The organism is Ottowia beijingensis (genome assembly GCF_042680925.1).
Lineage (GTDB): Bacteria > Pseudomonadota > Gammaproteobacteria > Burkholderiales > Burkholderiaceae_C > Ottowia > Ottowia beijingensis.
Genome location: NZ_JBHUEP010000005.1, coordinates 64,719 through 84,316 on the forward strand (window position 1 = coordinate 64,719; position 19,598 = coordinate 84,316).

21 protein-coding genes are annotated in these 19,598 nt (G+C 68.7%); 19 read left to right on the forward strand and 2 right to left on the reverse strand.

Features of this window, described 5'->3' with window-relative positions; genetic code table 11:
- Positions 1-610 precede the first annotated feature (610 nt).
- The 3 genes from ACFSCU_RS03695 (at position 611) to ACFSCU_RS03705 (ending at position 3,359) form a co-directional block, all read left to right on the forward strand.
- Complete coding sequence (locus ACFSCU_RS03695; protein WP_377559941.1) at positions 611-1,588, forward strand: ABC transporter substrate-binding protein; 978 nt, start codon at positions 611-613, stop codon at positions 1,586-1,588.
- A gap of 77 nt (positions 1,589-1,665) precedes the next feature.
- Positions 1,666-2,568, forward strand: coding sequence for an ABC transporter permease (locus tag ACFSCU_RS03700; RefSeq protein WP_333705254.1), 903 nt, complete (start codon positions 1,666-1,668; stop codon positions 2,566-2,568).
- Complete coding sequence (locus tag ACFSCU_RS03705) at positions 2,565-3,359, forward strand: ABC transporter ATP-binding protein (protein ID WP_180551794.1); 795 nt, start codon at positions 2,565-2,567, stop codon at positions 3,357-3,359. Before ACFSCU_RS03700 ends, ACFSCU_RS03705 begins: the two co-directional genes overlap by 4 nt.
- Before the next feature lie 233 nt (positions 3,360-3,592).
- On the opposite strand, the gene radA is transcribed toward ACFSCU_RS03705, so the two are convergent.
- Positions 3,593-4,981, reverse strand: coding sequence for a DNA repair protein RadA (radA, locus tag ACFSCU_RS03710; protein ID WP_333705253.1), 1,389 nt, complete (start codon positions 4,979-4,981; stop codon positions 3,593-3,595).
- A gap of 195 nt (positions 4,982-5,176) precedes the next feature.
- Between radA and ACFSCU_RS03715 the strand changes: the two genes are divergently transcribed.
- Together ACFSCU_RS03715 and ACFSCU_RS03720 are read left to right on the forward strand one after the other, a co-directional pair.
- Positions 5,177-6,409, forward strand: a complete 1,233-nt coding sequence (locus ACFSCU_RS03715) for an MFS transporter (RefSeq protein ID WP_180550586.1) — start codon at positions 5,177-5,179, stop codon at positions 6,407-6,409.
- 45 nt (positions 6,410-6,454) lie between these two features.
- On the forward strand, positions 6,455-6,898 hold the full coding sequence (locus ACFSCU_RS03720; protein ID WP_377559942.1) for a BLUF domain-containing protein: 444 nt from the start codon (positions 6,455-6,457) through the stop codon (positions 6,896-6,898).
- Between the two features lie 24 nt (positions 6,899-6,922).
- Here ACFSCU_RS03720 and ACFSCU_RS03725 read toward each other — a convergent pair whose 3' ends face one another.
- Positions 6,923-7,996, reverse strand: a complete 1,074-nt coding sequence (locus tag ACFSCU_RS03725; RefSeq protein ID WP_180550588.1) for an NAD(P)H-dependent flavin oxidoreductase — start codon at positions 7,994-7,996, stop codon at positions 6,923-6,925.
- A 66-nt stretch (positions 7,997-8,062) separates the two neighbouring features.
- On the opposite strand from ACFSCU_RS03725, the gene hpaR reads away from it, so the two are divergent.
- The 14 genes from hpaR (at position 8,063) to ACFSCU_RS03795 (ending at position 19,559) form a co-directional block, all read left to right on the forward strand.
- Positions 8,063-8,572 (forward strand): homoprotocatechuate degradation operon regulator HpaR, encoded by a 510-nt coding sequence (hpaR, locus tag ACFSCU_RS03730; protein ID WP_180550589.1) that lies wholly within the window; start codon positions 8,063-8,065, stop codon positions 8,570-8,572.
- A complete protein-coding gene (locus ACFSCU_RS03735; protein ID WP_180550590.1) occupies positions 8,569-9,258 on the forward strand; it encodes a fumarylacetoacetate hydrolase family protein in 690 nt (229 codons plus the stop codon). The genes hpaR and ACFSCU_RS03735 overlap by 4 nt, the downstream gene beginning before the upstream one ends.
- Positions 9,255-10,031, forward strand: a complete 777-nt coding sequence (locus ACFSCU_RS03740) for a fumarylacetoacetate hydrolase family protein (protein ID WP_180550591.1) — start codon at positions 9,255-9,257, stop codon at positions 10,029-10,031. Before ACFSCU_RS03735 ends, ACFSCU_RS03740 begins: the two co-directional genes overlap by 4 nt.
- Before the next feature lie 148 nt (positions 10,032-10,179).
- Positions 10,180-11,652, forward strand: a complete 1,473-nt coding sequence (gene hpaE, locus ACFSCU_RS03745; protein WP_180550592.1) for a 5-carboxymethyl-2-hydroxymuconate semialdehyde dehydrogenase — start codon at positions 10,180-10,182, stop codon at positions 11,650-11,652.
- A 54-nt stretch (positions 11,653-11,706) separates the two neighbouring features.
- Entirely contained in the window at positions 11,707-11,949 is a 243-nt protein-coding gene (locus ACFSCU_RS03750; protein ID WP_180550593.1) for a hypothetical protein, read from the forward strand.
- Positions 11,946-12,341: a type II toxin-antitoxin system VapC family toxin gene (locus ACFSCU_RS03755; protein ID WP_180550594.1), complete on the forward strand. Its 396-nt coding sequence runs from the start codon at positions 11,946-11,948 to the stop codon at positions 12,339-12,341. Before ACFSCU_RS03750 ends, ACFSCU_RS03755 begins: the two co-directional genes overlap by 4 nt.
- Before the next feature lie 28 nt (positions 12,342-12,369).
- The gene (gene hpaD, locus ACFSCU_RS03760) at positions 12,370-13,293 is read left to right on the forward strand and encodes a 3,4-dihydroxyphenylacetate 2,3-dioxygenase (protein ID WP_180550595.1); all 924 of its coding nucleotides are present in this window, start codon (positions 12,370-12,372) and stop codon (positions 13,291-13,293) included.
- Positions 13,294-13,428: 135 nt separating this feature from the next.
- Positions 13,429-13,887, forward strand: a complete 459-nt coding sequence (locus tag ACFSCU_RS03765; protein ID WP_377559944.1) for a 5-carboxymethyl-2-hydroxymuconate isomerase — start codon at positions 13,429-13,431, stop codon at positions 13,885-13,887.
- Positions 13,888-13,896: 9 nt separating this feature from the next.
- Entirely contained in the window at positions 13,897-14,712 is an 816-nt protein-coding gene (hpaH, locus tag ACFSCU_RS03770; RefSeq protein WP_180550596.1) for a 2-oxo-hept-4-ene-1,7-dioate hydratase, read from the forward strand.
- A 14-nt stretch (positions 14,713-14,726) separates the two neighbouring features.
- A complete protein-coding gene (locus ACFSCU_RS03775; protein ID WP_180550597.1) occupies positions 14,727-15,557 on the forward strand; it encodes an aldolase/citrate lyase family protein in 831 nt (276 codons plus the stop codon).
- A 76-nt stretch (positions 15,558-15,633) separates the two neighbouring features.
- Positions 15,634-16,413: a class II aldolase/adducin family protein gene (locus tag ACFSCU_RS03780; protein ID WP_180550598.1), complete on the forward strand. Its 780-nt coding sequence runs from the start codon at positions 15,634-15,636 to the stop codon at positions 16,411-16,413.
- Between the two features lie 38 nt (positions 16,414-16,451).
- Positions 16,452-17,444, forward strand: coding sequence for a 2-dehydropantoate 2-reductase (locus ACFSCU_RS03785; protein ID WP_180550599.1), 993 nt, complete (start codon positions 16,452-16,454; stop codon positions 17,442-17,444).
- A 214-nt stretch (positions 17,445-17,658) separates the two neighbouring features.
- On the forward strand, positions 17,659-18,564 hold the full coding sequence (locus tag ACFSCU_RS03790) for an EamA family transporter (protein ID WP_377559945.1): 906 nt from the start codon (positions 17,659-17,661) through the stop codon (positions 18,562-18,564).
- A gap of 185 nt (positions 18,565-18,749) precedes the next feature.
- Positions 18,750-19,559, forward strand: a complete 810-nt coding sequence (locus tag ACFSCU_RS03795; protein ID WP_180550601.1) for a YecA/YgfB family protein — start codon at positions 18,750-18,752, stop codon at positions 19,557-19,559.
- Positions 19,560-19,598: the final 39 nt, after the last annotated feature.

Genomic DNA, 19,598 nt, shown 5'->3' on the forward strand with positions numbered 1-19,598 from the left:
GGAATGCTTCGAGGACGACGCCAATGACGCCGACAACGGGAGGCTGTGCGAATGCCGGGGCCTGGTTGCGGGTAATGGGTGATGTCGCGGGCTCCGCCAGGAACCCGCGCGGTGGGCGATGTGCGGCGTGGCGCGCGCAGCAAGTCCACCTGAGGAAGGGCGATCAAGCCGCCCCAGAAAGCCGGGGTGACAAGGCGGGCGGGCCGCTGCACCGGGGCTTGGAAAGTCGGGCATTATAACTCAATGAGCATGAAGACCGCGCGGCGCTGCGGTGTTCGGTAATGAAGCGCGGTGCCGGCACGCGTGGCCAAGGGCGCGCCCGGCGGTGTGTGGTGCCAGGGTGTGGCGCGGGTTTTGACGGGGGGACTTGTTGAATTTCCTTGATTATTAAAATAGCCTTTAGCGCCCGCATGACGGGCGCCAGCAGCTTCTGTATTGATACTGGAACACCGCGCCAAATGGATGTCGCTTGTTTTGGCACCCAAGCCGTGCAAGACAGCTGCTGCGGGCGGCTGGCGCGGGCCCATGCGGATGCGGCGCGGCCGCGGGGTGTGCGAACATCGCTTTTTTGTGCCTGTTGGCCCTGCTTACACAGAAAGGTGACTTCCTCATGAAACGCATTGCTTCTCGTCGTCTGGCGGTTGGTGCCCTGGCCGCCGTGGCCGCGCTGGTGGCCGCGCCCTGGGCCCACGCGCAGGTCAAGACCGTTGGCATCACCGCCATCGTCGACCACCCCGCGCTCGATTCGGTGCGCAAGGGCGTGCAGGACGAGCTGAAGGCGCTGGGCTGGGAAGAGAGCAAGAACCTGCGGGTGGCCTACCAGAGCGCGCAGGGCAACACCGCCACCGCGGGCCAGATCGCGCGCAAGTTCGCCGGCGACAAGGTGGACGCCATCGTTGCCATCGCCACGCCCAGCGCCCAGGCCGCCGTGGCCGCCACCAAGAACATCCCGGTCGTCTTCACCGCCGTGACCGACCCGGTGGCCGCCAAGCTGGTGAAGGACTGGCAGCCCTCCGGCACCAACGTGACCGGCGTCTCCGACGCGCTGCCGCTGGCCGCGCAGATGGACCTGCTGCTGAAGGTGAAGCCCGGCGCCAAGCGCGTGGGCTACGTCTACAGCCCGGGCGAGGTCAACTCCACCATCGTGCTGAAGGATCTGAAGGCCGAGCTGCAAAAGCGCGGCATGACCGTGGCCGAGGCCGCCGCGCCGCGCACGGTGGACATCCCCAGCGCCGCCAAGAGCCTGGTGGGCAAGGTGGACGTGATCTACACCACCACCGACAACAACGTGGTGTCGGCCTACGAATCGATGGTGCGCGTGGCGCAGGAGGCCAAGCTGCCGCTGGTGGCCGCCGACACCGACTCGGTCAAGCGCGGCGCCACCGCCGCCCTGGGCATGAACTACTACGACCTGGGCCGCCAGACCGGCAAGATCGTCGACCGCATCCTGAAGGGCACCAAGCCGGGCGAGATCGCCCCCGAGGTGGGCGCCAAGATGTCGCTGATGGTGAACCCCGGCGCGGCCGAGAAGCAGGGCATCACGCTGCCGGAGAGCCTGATCAAGGAAGCCGCCGACGTGGTGAAGTGACGCCGGCGAAATAAAATCGCGTGTTTGACACCGGCGCCCGCGTGGCGCCGGTGCTGTTTTCAGGGAGCGCTCTGCCCATGTCCATGCTTTCGCTGATGGGCGCGCTGGAAATCGGTCTCATCTTCGCGCTGGTGGCGCTGGGGGTGTGGATCTCGTTCCGCGTGCTCGACTTTCCCGACCTCACGGCCGACGGCAGCTTTCCGCTGGGCGGCGCGGTGGCGGCCGTGCTCATCGTGGGCGGCTGGAACCCCTGGCTGGCCTGCGGCGTGGCGGCGCTGGCCGGCGCGGGCGCGGGCCTGGTCACCGGCTGGCTGAACGTGCGGCTGAACATCCTGCAGCTGCTGGCGTCGATCCTGACCATGATCGCGCTGTACTCGATCAACCTGCGCATCATGGGCGCGCCCAACGTGCCGCTGCTGGGCGAGCCGACGGTGTTCGCGCCCTTCGTGGGCGAAGGCAGCGCCTACTGGGTGCAGCCGCTGGTGCTGGCCGTGATCGTGCTGGCGGTGAAGCTGGCGCTGGACTGGTTCTTCGCCTCGCAGACCGGGCTGGCGCTGCGCGCCACCGGCGCCAACCCGCGCATGGCGCGCGCGCAGGGCATCCCGACCGGGCGGCTGACGATGGGCGGCATGGCGCTGTCGAACGCGCTGATCGCGCTGGGCGGCGCGCTGTACGTGCAGACGCAGGGCGGCTCCGACATCTCGATGGGCCTGGGCACCATCGTCATCGGCCTGGCGGCGGTCATCATCGGCGAGACGCTGATGCCCAGCCGCGCGCTCATCATCATCACCCTGGCCACGGTGGTGGGCGCGGTGCTGTACCGCCTGTTCATCGCGCTGGCGCTGCAGGCCGACTTCATTGGCCTGCAGGCGCAGGATTTGAACCTGATCACTGCCGTGCTGGTGGGTGTGGCGCTGGTGCTGCCCAAGCTGAAGGCCAAGCTGCGCCGCAAGCCGGTACCGACGGGAGGCCGCCCATGATGGAGCTGCGCGGTCTGCACAAGACCTTCAACCCCGGCACGCCGATCGAGAACCCGGCGCTGCGCGGCGTCAGCCTGAACATCGCGGCGGGCGAGTTCGTCACCGTCATCGGCAGCAACGGCTCGGGCAAGTCGACCACGCTCAACGCCATCAGCGGCGATTTGATGGTGGACGACGGCCAGATCGTCATCGACGGCCGCGACGTGACCAAGCTGAACGCCTGGCAGCGCGCCGGCCTGGTGGCGCGCGTGTTCCAGGACCCGATGGCCGGCACCTGCGAGGCGCTCAGCATCGAGGAGAACCTGGCCCTGGCCTGGCAGCGCGGCCAGCGCCGCGGCCTGGGCCGCGCCGTGCGGCCCGAGCTGCGCACGCTGTTCCGCGAGCGGCTGGCGCACCTGAACCTGGGGCTGGAAAACCGCCTGGGCGACCGCATGGGCCTGCTCTCGGGCGGGCAGCGCCAGGCCGTCAGCCTGCTGATGGCGGCGCTGCGCCCCTCGCGCATGCTGCTGCTGGACGAACACACCGCTGCGCTCGACCCCAAGACGGCGGCCTTTGTGCTGCAGCTGACCGACCAGATCGTGGCCGAGAACCAGCTGACCACGCTGATGGTCACGCACTCGATGCGCCAGGCGCTGGACCACGGCACGCGCACCGTGATGCTGCACCAGGGGCAGGTGGTGCTCGACGTATCGGGCGACGAGCGCGCCCGCATGGACGTGCCCGACCTACTGGCGATGTTCGAGCGCACGCGCGGCGAGAAGGTGAGCGACGACGCGTTGCTGCTGGGGTGAGTGGCGGATACTCCCTGTATGGATGGTCTGTGGCGCTTGTTGGATGGGCGCTGGAAGCCGATACTCCCATATAAAGCAATGCTCTGAGCATGGGTGCCCTGCCTGCCTGCCCCTGTGGGAGCGGGCTTGCCCGCGATAAACCTTGAGTCAGGGCGAAAGGCTGCCATCGCGGGCAAGCCCGCTCCCACAAGGCTTGGAGCCGCTGAGTGGTCAGAGGCTGGATCGGCGCCCGTTCAATCCAGCCCGCGCACCAGCGCCATCGCCTCATCCACGCGCTCCACGGCGTGGATGGTCAGCCCCTCGAACGCCTTGTCCGCCTTCTTCGGCGCGTTGGCCTTGGGCACCACGGCCACGCTGAAGCCCAGCTTGGCCGCCTCCTTCAACCGCTCCTGCCCGCGCGGCGCCGGGCGCACCTCGCCGGCCAGGCCGACTTCGCCGAAGGCGATGAAGCCCTTGGGCAGCGCCTTGCCGCGCAGCGACGAGGTGATGGCCAGCATCACCGCCAGGTCGGCCGCCGGCTCGCTGATGCGCACGCCGCCGACGGCGTTGACGAACACGTCCTGATCGCCCGTGGCCACGCCCGCGTGCTGGTGCAACACCGCCAGCAGCATGGCCAGGCGGTCGCGCTCCAGCCCCACCGACAGGCGCCGCGGGCTCACGCCGCCCGAATCGACCAGCGCCTGGATCTCCACCAGCATCGGCCGCGTGCCCTCCAGCGTGACCAGCACGCACGATCCGGGCACCGGCTGCGCGTGCTGGCTCAGGAAGATCGCGCTGGGGTTGCTCACGCCCTTCAGCCCGCGCTCGGTCATGGCGAACACGCCGATCTCGTTGACGGCGCCAAAGCGGTTCTTGATGGCGCGGATCAGGCGGAAGCTGCTGTGCGTGTCGCCCTCGAAGTACAGCACCGTGTCCACCATGTGCTCCAACACGCGCGGGCCGGCCAGCTGGCCGTCCTTGGTCACGTGGCCCACCAGCACGATGGCGCAGCCGCTCGACTTGGCCCAGCGCGTGAGGTGCGCCGCGCACTCGCGCACCTGCGCCACGCTGCCGGGCGCGCTGGTGAGCTGGTCTGAGTAGACGGTCTGGATCGAGTCGATCACCGCCACGGCAGGCTGCTGCGCGGCGAGGGTGGCGATGATCTTCTCCAGCTGGATTTCGGCCAGCACGCTGACCTGCGAGCCGGTGATGCCCAGCCGCCGCGCGCGCAGCGCCACCTGTGCACCGCTTTCCTCGCCGGTGACGTACAGCGCCGGCAAGCCGCTGCGCTGCAAGGCATCCACGGCCTGCAGCAGCAGCGTCGATTTGCCGATGCCCGGATCGCCGCCGATCAGTACCACGCCGCCTTCGACGATGCCGCCGCCCAGCACGCGGTCCAGCTCACCCTGGCCGGTGGGCGTGCGGGCCACGTCCACCGCCTCGATGGCGGCCAGCGGGCGCACTTCGCTCGACGGCGCCAGCGCCGCGAAGGCCGCGCCCATGCGGTTCTTGCCGCTGGCGGGCGTTTCGGCCACCGTCTCCACCAGCGAATTCCACGCCCCGCACGACGGGCACTTGCCCAGCCAGCGCGGCGTGGTGGCGCCGCAGTCGTTGCAGGTGTAGAGGGTCTTGTCTTTCGCCATGGCGGTGATCGTAAGAGGTTTGTGGCTCATCAATTGATAGCTGCCAGCGCTTGTCTTGCCTTGATTTCGGATTGAAATGACTTGAATCTGTTGCATGGCATGCGCAAGGCGCTATCATTTTTTGGTGCCAGCGGTGCTGCCGGGCGCCGCCGCAAACCGTTACCATGCGCCACCTTTCGTGAAAGGGCTGCCGCCATGTCCACCACCACCGTCACCGATCCCTCCACCGGCCAGCCGGTGTCCAAGAACCGCCTGCTCGTCACCTCGGGCCTGGGCTGGATGTTCGACGCCATGGACGTCGGCCTGCTGTCCTTCATCCTCGCCGCGCTCAAGCTGGACTGGGGCCTGACGGCCGGGCAGATGGGCTGGCTGGGCGCGGTCAACTCCATCGGCATGGCCGTGGGCGCGGTGATGTTCGGCATGATGGCCGACCGCATCGGCCGCAAGCACGTGTTCGTCATCACGCTGCTGCTGTTCGCCATCGCCAGCGGTCTCTCCGCCTTCGCCACCACGCTGACGGTGCTGTTCGTGCTGCGCTTTTTCATCGGCATGGGGCTGGGCGGCGAGCTGCCGGTGGCCAGCACCTACGTGTCCGAGCGCGTGCCCGCGCATGAGCGCGGCCGCATCGTGGTGCTGCTGGAAAGCTTCTGGGCGCTGGGCTGGATTCTGGCGGCGCTGATTGCCTACTTCGTCATGCCGCGCTTCGCGCCCGACATGGGCTGGCGCGTGGCGCTGATCCTGGGCGCGCTGCCGGCCATCTACGCCCTGTACCTGCGCCGCAAGTTGCCCGACGACAAGCCCACCGCCCCGCCCTCCGCTGGCCTGCCGTGGACGGCGCGCCTGGCCCGCCTGTGGTCGGCCGAGCACAGCCGCAACACGCTGATGCTGTGGATCCTGTGGTTCACCGTGGTGTTCTCGTACTACGGCATGTTCCTGTGGCTGCCCAGCGTGATGATCGGCAAGGGCTTCGCGCTGATCAAGAGCTTCGAATACGTGCTGCTGATGACGCTGGCGCAGTTGCCCGGCTACTTCACCGCCGCCTGGCTGATCGAGCGCATGGGCCGCAAGTTCGTGCTGGTGGTGTACCTGCTGGGCACGGCGGCCAGCGCCTGGGCTTTCGGCAACGCCGAGACGCAGGGTGGGCTGCTGCTGTTCGGCGCGCTGCTGTCGTTCTTCAACCTGGGTGCCTGGGGCGCGCTGTACGCCTATTCGCCCGAGAACTACCCGGCCGAAATCCGCGCCAGCGGCGTGGGCACGGCGGCCGGCGTGGGCCGCGTGGGCGGCATCCTGGGGCCGCTGGCCATCCCCTTCCTGGGCGCGCAGGGCTGGAGCACCGGCGCCATCTTCGCGCTGTTCGCCGTCACCATCGCCATCGGCGCCGCGGCCGTGGCGCTGCTGGGGCGCGAGACCAAGGGGCAGGTGGCCTGACGGCCCGCATAGCCGCGCGGCCCGTGCGTCCCTAGAATGGGCCGCATGCAACATCTGTCCTGGTGCTACGTCAGCACGGCCACGCCGGCCTTCGACCCGGCGCGGCTGGACGACCTGTACGCCCAGGGGCGCGCGTTCAACGCGCCGCGCCGGGTCAGCGGCGTGCTGCTCTTCTGCAATGGCCGCTTCTGCCAGCTCATCGAAGGCCCGGCCGCGAGCATGGAAGAGGTGATCGGGCGCGTGCAGAGCAGCAGCCTGCACACCGACCTGCTCACGCTGCACCGCGAGCCGATCACGCTGCCGGTGTTCCCGTCGTGGTCGCTCGGCACCGCCAGCGACTGGCGCGGCCAGCGCATGCCGCACGATCTCGACAGCGGGCGCTTCGGCTTTCTCACCCCCACCCAGCGCGCCGCCTGCCGTGTGCTCACGCGCTTCATCGACTGGGAAGAAGCCGGCGCGGCGCAGGACTTCACGCCGACGCGGTATTGAGGCGTTTGCGGCAGGCGCGCGCGGTCAGCCCTTGTCGAAGCCCCGCGCCAGCGCCTGCGTGATCTCCGTCGCCGAGCCGGTGCGGCAGCCACTGGCGTTCTGCCCGCTCCACAGCGGCGTGAAGTCGGTGCGGCCGGCCTGCTCGGCCGCCGCGCGCAGCGGGCCGATGGCGTTGGTGGCCAGCGGAAAGGCCGGCGCCACCGCGCCCAGCCCGGTGCTGAAATGCTCGGCATCGGCGTTGCCCAACTCGCGCATCAGGCGGTTGACGATGCCGCGCGCCGGCCGGCCGGTGAACAGGTTGGTCAGCGCCGTGTGGCGCGCTGCGGCGCTTTGCAGCGCGGCGCGGTGCAGCGGGCTGGTGAGCGCCTCGTCGCTGCACAGGTAGGCTGTGCCCACCTGCACACCCGCCGCGCCCAGCGCCATGGCGGCGCGCACGCCCGCCGCGTCGGCGATGCCACCGGCGGCGATCACCGGCACGGTCACGGCATTCATGATCTGCGGCAGCAGGGCGAAGGTGCCCATCTGCTCGCTCAGATCCATGCTCAGGAAGTGCCCGCGGTGTCCGCCGGCCTCCAGGCCCTGGGCGATCACGGCATCGGCGCCATGCTCCTGAAGCCATAGCGCCTCGCGCACGGTGGTGGCCGACGACATCACGAAAGCGCCCCAGGCCTTGACGCGCGCCAGCAGCTCGGGCGCGGGCAGGCCGAAGTGGAAGCTCACCACGGTGGGCTTGAACTCTTCCAGCAGATCGGCCGCCTCGGCGCTGAAGGGCAGGCGCCCCGGCCCGCTCGGGATCGTCGCCATGTCCAGCCCCAACTCGTCGTAATAGGGCTTCAGCGCCGCGCGCCAGGCCGCGTCGCGCGCCGCATCGGGCGCGGGCGGCTGGTGGCAGAAGAAATTCACGTTGTACGGCCGCCCGCTGGCGCGCAGCTTTTCCAGCTCGGCGCGCAGCGCATCGGGCGCCAGCATGGCGCAGGGCAGCGAGCCCAGCCCGCCGGCCGCGCCCACGGCCAGCGCCATGGCGCTGCCTTGCGCGCCCGCCATGGGGGCCTGGATGAGGGGCAGTCGAATCTTCAGTCGGTCGGCAAAGGTGTTCATGGACGGATTGTGGGCTGGGATCAAAAGGGGCTTGCAACCCTTCGATTTATTTAATACATTAAATAAATGCCCAAGCCCGCCCGCTTCCGCCACCGCAACCTGCCGCTGCTGCTGCTGAAGGCGCGCGAGGCCGTGATGCAGCACCGCCGCCCCATGCTGCGCGCGCATGGGCTGTCGGACCAGCAGTGGCGCGTGTTGCGCGTGCTGGCCGAGCCGGCGCACGCCGAGGGGCTGGACACCGGCCGCCTGGCGCGCGAGTCGCACCTGCTCGGCCCCAGCCTGACCGGCATGCTGGCGCGCATGGAAGCCGCCGGCCTGGTGCAGCGCGCGCGCAGCGCCGAGGACGCGCGCCGCAGCGTGGTCAGCGCCACCGACGAGGGGCTGGCGCTGGCCGCCGCGCTGCGCGCCGATATCGAGGCGCAGTACCAGGACCTCGAAACCCACATGAGCCAGCCCAAGCTGGCGCAGCTCTACGCCCTGCTGGACGAGTTGATCGCCCTGCACCCGACCGAAGAAGAGGAGACAGAAGCCATGCAAGACCACGCAGGCATGCGCCTGACGGAGACCGCGGCATGAGCGCCGCCCCTGCACGCTGGCTACCCGCCGGCACCGTGTACGGCACGCTGCTGAACTTCCGCCGCGAGTGGGATCTGTGGGCGCCGAAGATGACCGAGGCGCCGTACAAGGCCGCGCCCAAGGCGCCCGTGCTGTACGTGAAGACTGCCAACACCTTCACGCCCTGCGGCGCCGACATCGCCGTGCCGGGCGAGGTGGAGGTGGGGGCGGCGCTTGGTCTGGTGATCGGTGATTTTGAGCCAAATTTGCCCCCAGCGCTTGATGGACAAGCGCAAGCAGCTATCAATAAAAGAGTGACGGGCTGCGTGCTGCTGGCCGACCTGAGCCTGCCGCATCCCAGCTACTACCGCCCGCCGATCAAGTTTCGCAACCGCGACGGCTTCCTGGGCTGCGGCCCGGCAAGCGTGCCGCTGGCGCTGGCCGATATCGCTGCGCTGAAGCTGGAAGTGCGCGTGAATGGCCAAGCGATGCAGACCGTCGACCTCTCGACCTTGGTGCGCGACGCCGCCACGCTGCTGGCCGACGTGGGCGAGTTCATGACGCTGCAACCCGGCGACGTGCTGATGCTCGGCACCGACTGCCTGCCCGATGGCGCGCGCCCGCGCGCCAGGGCCGGCGACCGCATCGAGATCAGCGCGCCGGGCTTCGCGCCGCTTCACCACACTTTGATCGCGGAGGCCACATGAAACACGCCCGCATCGCCTGGGCCGGCGCGGTCCACCATGCCATCGAGCGCGATGGAAAACTCGAACTGCAGACACCCGCCTTCAAGGGCCGCCTGCTGAACTTCGATGCAGTCGGGTGGCTGCCGCCGCTGGCCGACATGCCGCTGCACCGCCCGCGCACCGTGCTGGCGCTGGCCATCAACTACGCCGACCATGCGCGCGAGCTGGCCTTCAAACCGCCCGAGGAGCCGCTGGCCTTCGCCAAGGGCGCGGCCTCGTTGATCGGCCACCAGGCTTTCACCGTGCGGCCCGACAGCGTGCAGAACATGCACTACGAGTGCGAGCTGGCCGTGGTGATCGGCCGCGAGGCGAAGCACGTGAGGAAGGGCGACGCCTACGACTTCGTGCGCGGCTACACCGTGGCGAACGACTACGCCATCCGCGACTACCTCGAGAACTGGTACCGCCCCAACCTGCGCGTGAAGAACCGCGACACCTGCACGCCCATCGGCCCCTGGCTGGTGGATGCGGCCGACGTGGCCGACCCGATGAATCTGAAGCTGCGCACCACCGTCAACGGCCAGGTCACGCAGCAGGGCAGCACGGCCGACATGGTGTTCGACGTGCCCACGCTGATCGAGTACTTCAGCAGCTTCATGACGCTGTACCCCGGCGATTTGATCCTGACCGGCACGCCCGATGGCGTGGTTGATTGCCCGGTGGGCTCGGCCGTCGTGACCGAGGTCGAGGGCATCGGCGCACTCACGAACACCATCGTCGCCCCCGCGCGATGAAGCCAGAAATACCGGACGCAGAGGACGCAAAAGTTACGCAGAGGACGCAGAAGATTCAAAACTCTTGTTCGGATTCTTCTGCGTCCTCTGCGAAATCTCTGCGTCCTCTGCGTACTTGACTCCTTTTCCTTGATCCCTGGAGCCCCCAATGCAAAAGATTGACCACCTCATCGACGGCAAGGCCGTCCCCGGCACCGACTACTTCGAGACAGTGAACCCCGCCACGCAAGGCGTGCTGGCCGAAGTGGCCGCCGGTGGCGCGGATGAAGTCAACGCCGCCGTCGCCGCCGCCAAAGCCGCCTTCCCGGCCTGGGCCGGCCTGCCCGCCACCGAGCGCGCGAAGAAGATGCGCGCCTTGGGCGAACTGATTGCGAAGCATGTGCCCGAGCTCTCGAAGACCGAGACCGACGACACCGGCCAGACCATCAGCCAGACCGGCAAGCAGCTGGTGCCGCGCGCGGCCGACAACTTCCATTACTTCGCCGAGATGTGCACGCGCGTGGACGGCCACACCTACCCCACGCCCACGCACCTGAACTACACGCTGTTCCACCCGGTCGGCGTGTGCGCGCTCATCAGCCCGTGGAACGTGCCCTTCATGACCGCGACGTGGAAGGTCGCGCCGTGCCTCGCCTTCGGCAACACCGCGGTGCTGAAGATGAGCGAGCTGTCGCCCATGACCGCCGCGCGCCTGGGCGAGCTGGCGCTGGAAGCCGGCATCCCCGCCGGCGTGCTGAACGTGGTGCACGGCTTCGGAAAGGAGACCGGCGAGCCGCTGTGTGCGCACCCCGACGTGCGCGCCATTTCGTTTACCGGCTCCACCGCCACCGGCAACCGCATCGTCAAGACCGCGGGCCTGAAGAAGTTCAGCATGGAGCTGGGCGGCAAGAGCCCATTCGTGATCTTCGACGACGCCGACCTGGACCGCGCGCTCGACGCCGCGATCTTCATGATCTTCAGCAACAACGGCGAGCGCTGCACCGCCGGCAGCCGCATCCTGGTGCAGCAAAGCATCTACGCCGACTTCGCCGCCAAGTTTGCCGAGCGTGCCAAGAAAATCACCGTAGGCGACCCGCAGGATGAGAAGACCATCATCGGCCCGATGATCAGCCAGGGCCACCTGGCCAAGGTGCGCAGCTACATCGAACTGGGGCCGAAGGAGGGCGCCACCATGCTCTGCGGCGGCATCGAGCGCCCGAGCTACGCCGCCGAACTGCCGGAGCACGTGGCAGGCGGCAACTACGTCTGGCCCACGGTGTTCGCCGACGTCGACAACCGCATGAAGATCGCGCAGGAAGAGATCTTCGGCCCCGTGGCCTGCCTGATCCCGTTCAAGGACGAGGCGGATGCCATCGCCAAGGCCAACGACATCGAATACGGCCTGTCGAGCTACGTGTGGAGCGAAAACATCGGCCGCGCGCACCGCGTGGCCGCCGCCATCGAGGCCGGCATGTGCTTCGTCAACAGCCAGAACGTGCGCGACCTGCGCCAGCCTTTCGGCGGCACCAAGGCATCGGGCACGGGCCGCGAAGGCGGCACCTGGAGCTACGAGGTGTTTCTGGAGCCGAAGAACGTGGCGGTGTCGATGGGCAGCCACCACATCCCGCATTGGGGCGTATGACACAAACATAGTAACGCCATACAATTTCCGATATCCGTCATTCAGGAGGCCGTCATGCTGACACTTCGCTTGCCCAAGGCCCTGGAGGCCGAATTTCTGGACTACTGCGAGCGCCACGGCGTGAGCAAGACCGAGGCCGGCCTGACTGCCCTGCGGAAACTGTTGGTGGCTGAAAGGGCGCCGCTGCCGATCCCGGAAGATGACCCGCTGGTCAAGTGGATCGGCGTGATGGAAGATGGCCCGAGTACCGACGAATGGCTGCGCGCCACGCGCGGTGACGACTGGAACCGCCCGTGATCCTGGTCGACACCAATGTGCTGCTGGACGTGTTCAAGCGCGACCCAGTGTGGATGCCGTGGTCCGCGCAGCATCTGCGCCGGGGCCGCGCGCAGGGGCTGGCCATCAACATCGTGGTGTACGCGGAACTGGTGGGGCACCCCGGTTTCGACTTCGATCTGGATGCCTTTCTTGATGACCTGCAGATCTCGCTGCCCGAGATCAGCCGCACGGCTGCGCGCGATGCGGCGCTGGCCTTCCGCCGCTACCGCGAGCGGGGCGGCGCCCGAACCGGCGTGCTGCCCGACTTCTTCATCGGCGCGCAGGCGCAGACCGAAAACTGGCGCCTGCTGACCCGCGACGCCGCGCGCTACAGAACCTATTTCCCCGAACTGCAACTGATCTGCCCTTGAGGGGCACTCTGACCTGAGGAGACAAACCATGGGCCAATTAGCACTCGCCGCCAAGATCACGCACGTGCCGTCGCTTTACCTGAGCGAACTGCCGGGCGACCGCCAGGGCACGCGCCAGGACGCGATCGACGGCCACCACGAGATCGGCCGCCGCTGTCGCGAACTGGGCGTGGACACCATCGTTGTGTTCGACACGCACTGGCTGGTGAACGCCAACTACCACCTCAACTGCGCGCCGCATTGGGAGGGCGTGTACACCAGCAACGAGCTGCCGCACTTCATCAGCAACATGCCGTTCGCCTTCTCGGGCAACCCCGAACTGGGGCGCATCCTGGCCCAGGCGTGCAACGAGCAGGGCGTTGAAACGCTGGCGCATGACGCCACCACGCTGGCACCCGAATACGGCACGCTGGTGCCCATGCGCTACATGAACGAGGACCAGCACTTCAAGGTGGTGTCGGTGTCGGCCATGTGCACCAGCCATTACCTGAACGACAGTGCGCGCCTGGGCTGGGCGATGCGCGAGGCGGTGGAGAAGCATTACGACGGCACCGTGGCTTTCCTGGCCAGTGGCTCGCTGTCGCACCGCTTCGCGCAGAACGGGCTGGCGCCGGAGTTCGCGTTCAAGATCTGGAGTCCCTTCCTCGGCAAGCTGGATGCCGAGGTGGTCGAGATGTGGAAGAACGGCGAGTGGGCGGACTTCTGCGCCATGCTGCCCGAGTACGCGGCCAAGGGCCACGGCGAGGGTTTCATGCACGACACGGCGATGCTGCTGGGCGCGCTGGGCTGGTCGGCCTACGACGGCAAGGTGGAGGTGGTCACGCCGTACTTCGCCGCCTCGGGCACGGGGCAGATCAACGCCATCTTCCCGGTGACGAAGCAGGATGGTCATGCGGTGCCGCAGCCTGAAGCGTCGCGCGCGACGTCGTACAAGTCCTTCCCTCGTCTGTGACTTCTCCCTCCCCCGCTGGGGGAGGGCGGGGGTGGGGGCCAGCCGCGTGCCGTACGCCAGCGCTGTCGGCCCCCATCCCCGCCTTCCCCCAGCGGGGGAAGGAGCAAACCTTGATCTGATCTCGCGCAAACGCTCATGCCCCACTTGGTCATCCTCTACACCGGCAACCTCGATACCGTGGTCGACATGCCCGCGCTGTGCCGCGAGCTGGCCGACGCCATGCTCACGGTGCGCGACGAAGCCGGCGCGCAGGTCTTCCCCACCGGCGGCACGCGCGTGCTGGCCTACCCGACGCCGCACTTCGCCGTGGCCGATGGCGGCGCGGCGGGGCGCGCGGCGGGTGCGGGCAAGACCGGCGTGTCGACCAGCGACCCGGGTGAGTACGGTTTCATGTACCTGAACCTGCGCATGGGCCGAGGACGCACGGCTGCTACAGAGCAGATAGCTGGTCGCGCACTGTTGGCGGCGACCAGGGCTCGATTGGATGCCGTGATGGCGACCCGCCACATCGGCCTCACGATCCAGATCGACGAAGGCCCCGAGGTGTTCGACGCCAAGCACAGCACGCTACATCCCCTCTTCAAGAAGAACTGAGTCAATGACATGCTGACTTCCGAACAAATCGACCAACTCGCCGACGAACTGCACCAGAGCGAAACCACGCGCACGCCCGTCGAGCATTTCTCCAAGCGCTTTCCCGTCATGACCATCGAGGACGGCTACCGCATCAGCCGTGCGTGGGTCGCGCGGCAAATCGCCGAGGGCCGACAGGTGATCGGCCACAAGATCGGCCTGACCTCGCGCGCCATGCAGCAGGCCAGCCAGATCGACGAGCCAGACTACGGCACGCTGCTCGATTCGATGCTGTTCACCTGCCAACCGGGCGAGGTGCTGGAGATTCCGGCACAGCGCTTCATTGCCCCGCGTGTCGAGGTGGAGCTGGCCTTCATCCTCAACAAGGACCTGCAAGGCCCCGATGTCGACGTCGAGCAGGTGCTGGCCGCGACGGAGTACGTCACGCCCGCCATCGAGATCATCGACGCCCGCATCGAGCAGTTCGACCGCCACACCAAGGCGATGCGCAAGGTGTTCGACACCATCAGCGACAACGCGGCCAACGCCGGCATCGTGGTCGGGGCCGGCCGCGCCGACGCGCGCGCCATCGACCGGCCCTGGGTCGGCGCCATCCTGCGCCAGAACGGCGTCGTGGAAGAGACGGGCCTGGCCGCCGGCGTGCAGGGTGATCCGGCCATCGGCATCGCCTGGCTGGCCAACAAGCTGGCGCCCTGGGGCGAATCGCTGAAGGCCGGGCAGATCGTGCTGGCCGGCTCCTTCACCCGCCCCGTGGCGGCTAAAGTGGGCGACCTGTTCGAGGCGGACTACGGCCCGCTCGGCAAGATGGCATTCAAGTTCGTCTGAGGAATACCAACAACATGCAGACCCCGCTGAACCCCTTCAAGCAAGCTCTTGAACAAGGCCGCGCCCAGATCGGCCTGTGGGTGGCGCTGGCCAGCCCCTACAGCACCGAGCTGATCGCCGGTGTCGGCTACGACTGGCTGCTGCTGGATGGCGAGCACGCCCCCAACGACGTGCGCAGCACGCTTACCCAGCTGCAGGCCGTGGCCAGCGCGCAGCAGGCCTTTGGCGACGGGCGCTCGCACCCCGTGGTGCGCGTGCCGCTGGGCACGGGCGAGGCGGGCACGGCGATCATCAAGCAGTTTCTCGACATCGGCGCGCAGACGCTGCTGGTGCCGATGTTCGATACCGCCGAGCAGGCCGCCCAGGTGGCCGCCGCCGCGCGCTACGCGCCCACCGGCGTGCGCGGCATGGGCAGCGCGCTGGCGCGGGCCTCGCGCTGGCAAGCGCACCCGCAATACGTGCACGAGGCCAACGACCGCGTGTGCGTGCTGGTGCAGGCCGAGACGGTGGAGGCGATGAAGAACCTGGACGCCATCGCCGCCACGCCTGGTGTGGATGGCGTATTCATCGGCCCGGCCGACCTGAGCGCCAGCATGGGCCACCCCGGCAACGCCGCGCACCCCGAGGTGCAGAAGGTCATTGAGGACGGCATCGCCCGCATCCTGAAAGCAGGCAAGGCACCGGGCATCCTGGCCACCAGCGAGCCGCAGGCACGCAAGTGGTTGGCGGCCGGTGCGCGCTTCGTCGCCGTGGGCGCCGACACCATGCTGCTGGACAGCGGCGCGCGCGCCCTGTTGGCGAAGTACAAGGATGGCGCAGGGGCGGCGGGGCCGTCGAGTTACTGAAACAGGTTTGGGGTCAAATCGGGCTCCAGCGCCCGTCTGACAAGCGCGAGCAGCTATTGAACAAGGAGCAAACGGCATGTTGCAAACCCGTCCAACCAGCACTGCAGCGCAGATGCACCCCGACGAACGCGCCGCGCGTGTCCAGCTCGCCGCCTGCTACCGCATCTTCGCGCTCCTCGGCTGGACGGAGATGATCTACAACCACATCACGCTGCGCCTGCCGGGCAGCGTGAGCGGGGAAGAGAAGCACTTCCTCATCAACCCCTTCGGCCTGCACTACAACGAGGTCACCGCCAGCAACCTGGTCAAGGTGAACCTGGCGGGCGACATCCTCGATGGCTCGCCGCACCCGATCAACCCTGCCGGCTACGTGCTGCACAGCACCATCCACGGCGGCATCGATGGCGCGCACTGCGTGATGCACACGCACACGACGGCGGGCGTGGCGGTGGCTTCACTGGCCAGCGGCCTGTCGCAGAGCAACTTCTACAGCGCGCAGCTGCACGACATGGTGGCCACGCACGACTTCGAGGGCATCACCATCCACGCCGAGGAAGGCCCGCGCGTGCTGGCCAGCATCGGCAACAAGCAGGCCGTGATCCTGCGCAACCACGGCCTGCTGAGCTGGGGCCAGACGCTGCCGCAGGCCTTTGCCGTGCTGTGGACGCTGCAGCGTGCCTGCGAGATTCAACTGGCCACGCAGAGCATGGGCGCGCCGCTGCCGGTGCCCGAGGCCATCGCCGCCAAGTGCACGCGCGATGCGCTGCAGTTCGACCCAAAGCACGGCGCTGGGCAGGATGTGTTCAACGCCTTGGTGCGGCAGATCGAGCGCATCGACGCAAGCTATAAAAATTGAAGCTGCTTGCGCAGAGCAGGCAAGCGCTGGAGGCCAAAATGATACAGAAAATCGCCATCTACGGCGCAGGCGCCATCGGCGGCTGGATGGGCGTCAGGCTGGCCGCCAGCGGCTGCGACGTGAGCGTGGTGGCGCGCGGCGACACGCTGGCGGCGGTGCGTGCGCACGGCCTGCGCCTGCGCGAAGGCGAGGCCGAGCGCGCGCAAGCCGTCACCGCCAGCGACAACACCGCCGCGCTCGGCGTGCAGGACCTGGTCATCGTCTCCGTCAAGGCGCCCGGCATGGCCGACGTGGCGCGGCGCATCCAGCCGTTGATCGGGCCCAACACCATCGTGCTGACCGCCATGAACGGCGTGCCCTGGTGGTTCCTGCAGGGCTTCGGCGGGCCGGTGGCCGGGCTCACGCTGCAGTCGGTCGATCCGGGCGGCGCCATCGCCCAGGCCATTCCGGCGCAGCACGTCATCGGCTGCGTGGTGCACGCCAGCTGCTCGGTTGATGCGCCGGGCGTCATCCGCCACCGTGCAGGCCAGGGCCTGATCGTGGGTGAGCCGGCCGGCGGTGAAACGCCGCGCGTGCGGGCGCTCGCCGAGCTGCTGACCAAGGCCAGCTTCGACGTCACGCTTTCGCCGCAGATCCAGAAGGACGTCTGGTACAAGCTGTGGGGCAACATGACCATCAACCCGGTCTGCGCCATGACCGGCGCCAGCGCCGACCGCGTGCTCGACGACGAACTGGTGCGAGGCTTCCTCAGCGCCGTGATGCTGGAGGCCCGCGAGATCGGCGCGCGCATCGGCATCCCCATCGCCGAGCAGCCCGAAGACCGCCACGCCGTCACGCGCAAGCTGGGCGCCATGCGCCCCTCGATGCTGCAGGACGTGGAAGCCGGCAAGCCGGTGGAGCTGGATGCGCTGGTCTCCTCGGTGCGCGAGCTGGGCCAGCTCACGCAGGTGCCCACGCCGTACACCGATGCGCTGCTGGGCCTGAGCCGGCTGCATGCGCGCGTGCGGGGTTTGTATCCTGCGGCGGCATGACCGCATCACCTTGCCCGGCCTTGCTCCCTCTCCCGCCAGCGGGAGAGGGCGGGGGTGAGGGCTGCTTCCCCCTCCCCCGCTGGGGGAGGGCCGGGGTAGGGGCCCGGCGGCCGCACCGCCCCCACGCGGCCCGCCCCTCACCCCAGCCCTCTCCCCAGAGGGGCGAGGGAGCAAGACCCTTGGGGCGTGCGGTGCCGAGCGAGGGCGCCCGCCCATGACCCCGCCCACCCGCGCCCTCAGCACCCTGGCCTTCCTCACGCTGCTGTTCATCGCCTTCGTGATGGGTGCCAACCACGTCGCCGCGCGCCTGGCCTTCAACCACGGCGTGGACGTGCCCACGGCCGTCACCTTCCGCAGCATCGCCACGGCGCTGGTGGTGGGCGCGCTGCTGGCGATCTACCGGGTACCGCTCACCCTCACGCCGCGTCAGCGCAAGGCCCTGCCGCTCATCGGCGTGCTGATCGCGGTACAAAGCCTGTGCCTGTATTCCGCCGTCGCGCGGCTGCCGGTGGCGCTGGCGCTGCTGGTGTTCAACAGCTTTCCGCTGATGACGGCGCTGTGGGCACGCCTGCTGTACCGCCACCAGCCTGAGCGCGCATTGCTCATCGCCATGCCGGTGATCCTGCTCGGCCTGGTGCTGGCGCTGGACGTGCTGGGCGCCGCTTCGGGTCTGGGCGCGGCCGGGCAGTGGCGCGAGATCGGCGCCGGCGTGGGCTATGCGCTGGCGGCCTCTGCCACCTTCGGGCTGGCGCTGGTGCTGACGCAGCATGAGGCCGGCGGGCTGGATGGCCGCCTGCGCACCTTCGCCACCATGGCCATCGTCGGCCTGCTGGCCGGCGTGGCCGTGGCCTGGCGCGGCGGCTTCGCGCTGCCCACCGCCACGGCGGGCTGGTGGGGCCTGGCGCTGCTCACGCTGCTGTACGGCACCGGCATCACCATTTTGTTCACCGTGCTGCCGCGCCTGGGTGTGGTCGGCAACTCGGCGGTGATGAACGTCGAGCCGGTGTTCGCGCTGGTGCTGGCGTGGCTGATCCTCGGCCAAGCCATCGCGCCGGTGCAGGTGGCGGGGGCGTTTATCGTGGTGGGCGCCGTCATCTGGCTCGGGATGCGGAAAAAATAGGGAACATCCCCCTGAGCGCCTGACGGCGCTTCCCCCCTTCTCTCGCTTCGCGGGAAGGGGGACACCGCCGGTCGCCGGGGGAACCCCGGCTCGGGCGGTCGCTGGCATGGCCTGCTCCGCGGCCATTGGATGATTGATCGAACTGGCGCCGCTACCATCCGCGCATCGCCCTCAGAAATTGCGCCATGACCGACCCCACCCACGCACCCTCCGACGACGCTCGCAGCGACGAATTCGACGACGCCACCAGCGCCACGCTCGACGCGCTGGAAGACGTGCTCGACGTCGTGCGCGAGCGCCACCCCGACACGCCGCAGTGGGAGTTCTGCGAAGGCGTGCTCACCGCGCTGCTGTGCACGCGCCGCGCCATCGGCGAGGACGAATGGCTGCCCTTCATCTTCGGCCGCGACGGCGCCGACGTGTTCGCCAGCCCGGCCGAGCGCACGCAGTTCAGCATGGGCTGGCTGGAGCGCGAATCGCAGCTGCGCGCCGCGCTGAACGCCAAGGTCGATTCGCTGGAGGACGAGCGCGCCCTCAGCCCCGCCGTGATGGACTGGCGCGGCCTGCTGGCCTGCCTGCCCGAAGCCGACCGCGCCGAGGCCACCCAGGGGCAAGACGGCCCGCCGCCAGCGCTGGCGCAGGTGTGGGCGGTTGGCTTTCTGGCGGCGGTCGATCACTGGGCCGACGACTGGGCGCCGCCGCGCGACAAGGAAATCGCCGACATGCTGGCCGACGCACTGGCCTGCATTGAGGACCTGACCGACGACGACACGGACACGCCGGTGTTGAACCTGTACGAGGACGACGGCCCGCCCAGCGTCAGCCAGGCCCGCTTCGACGCCTTCGGCGAGGCGCTGTGGGCCGTGTACGACCTGTACGACATCGCCAAGAGCCTGGGCCCGCGCGTGGCGCCGGCGCAGAGCAGCAAGGTGGGGCGCAACGATGCGTGTCCTTGCGGGAGCGGGAAGAAGTACAAGAAGTGTTGTGGGGCGTGAGGCTCAGGCCGCTAGGAAGCCTGCGCACCGCGCTCAACA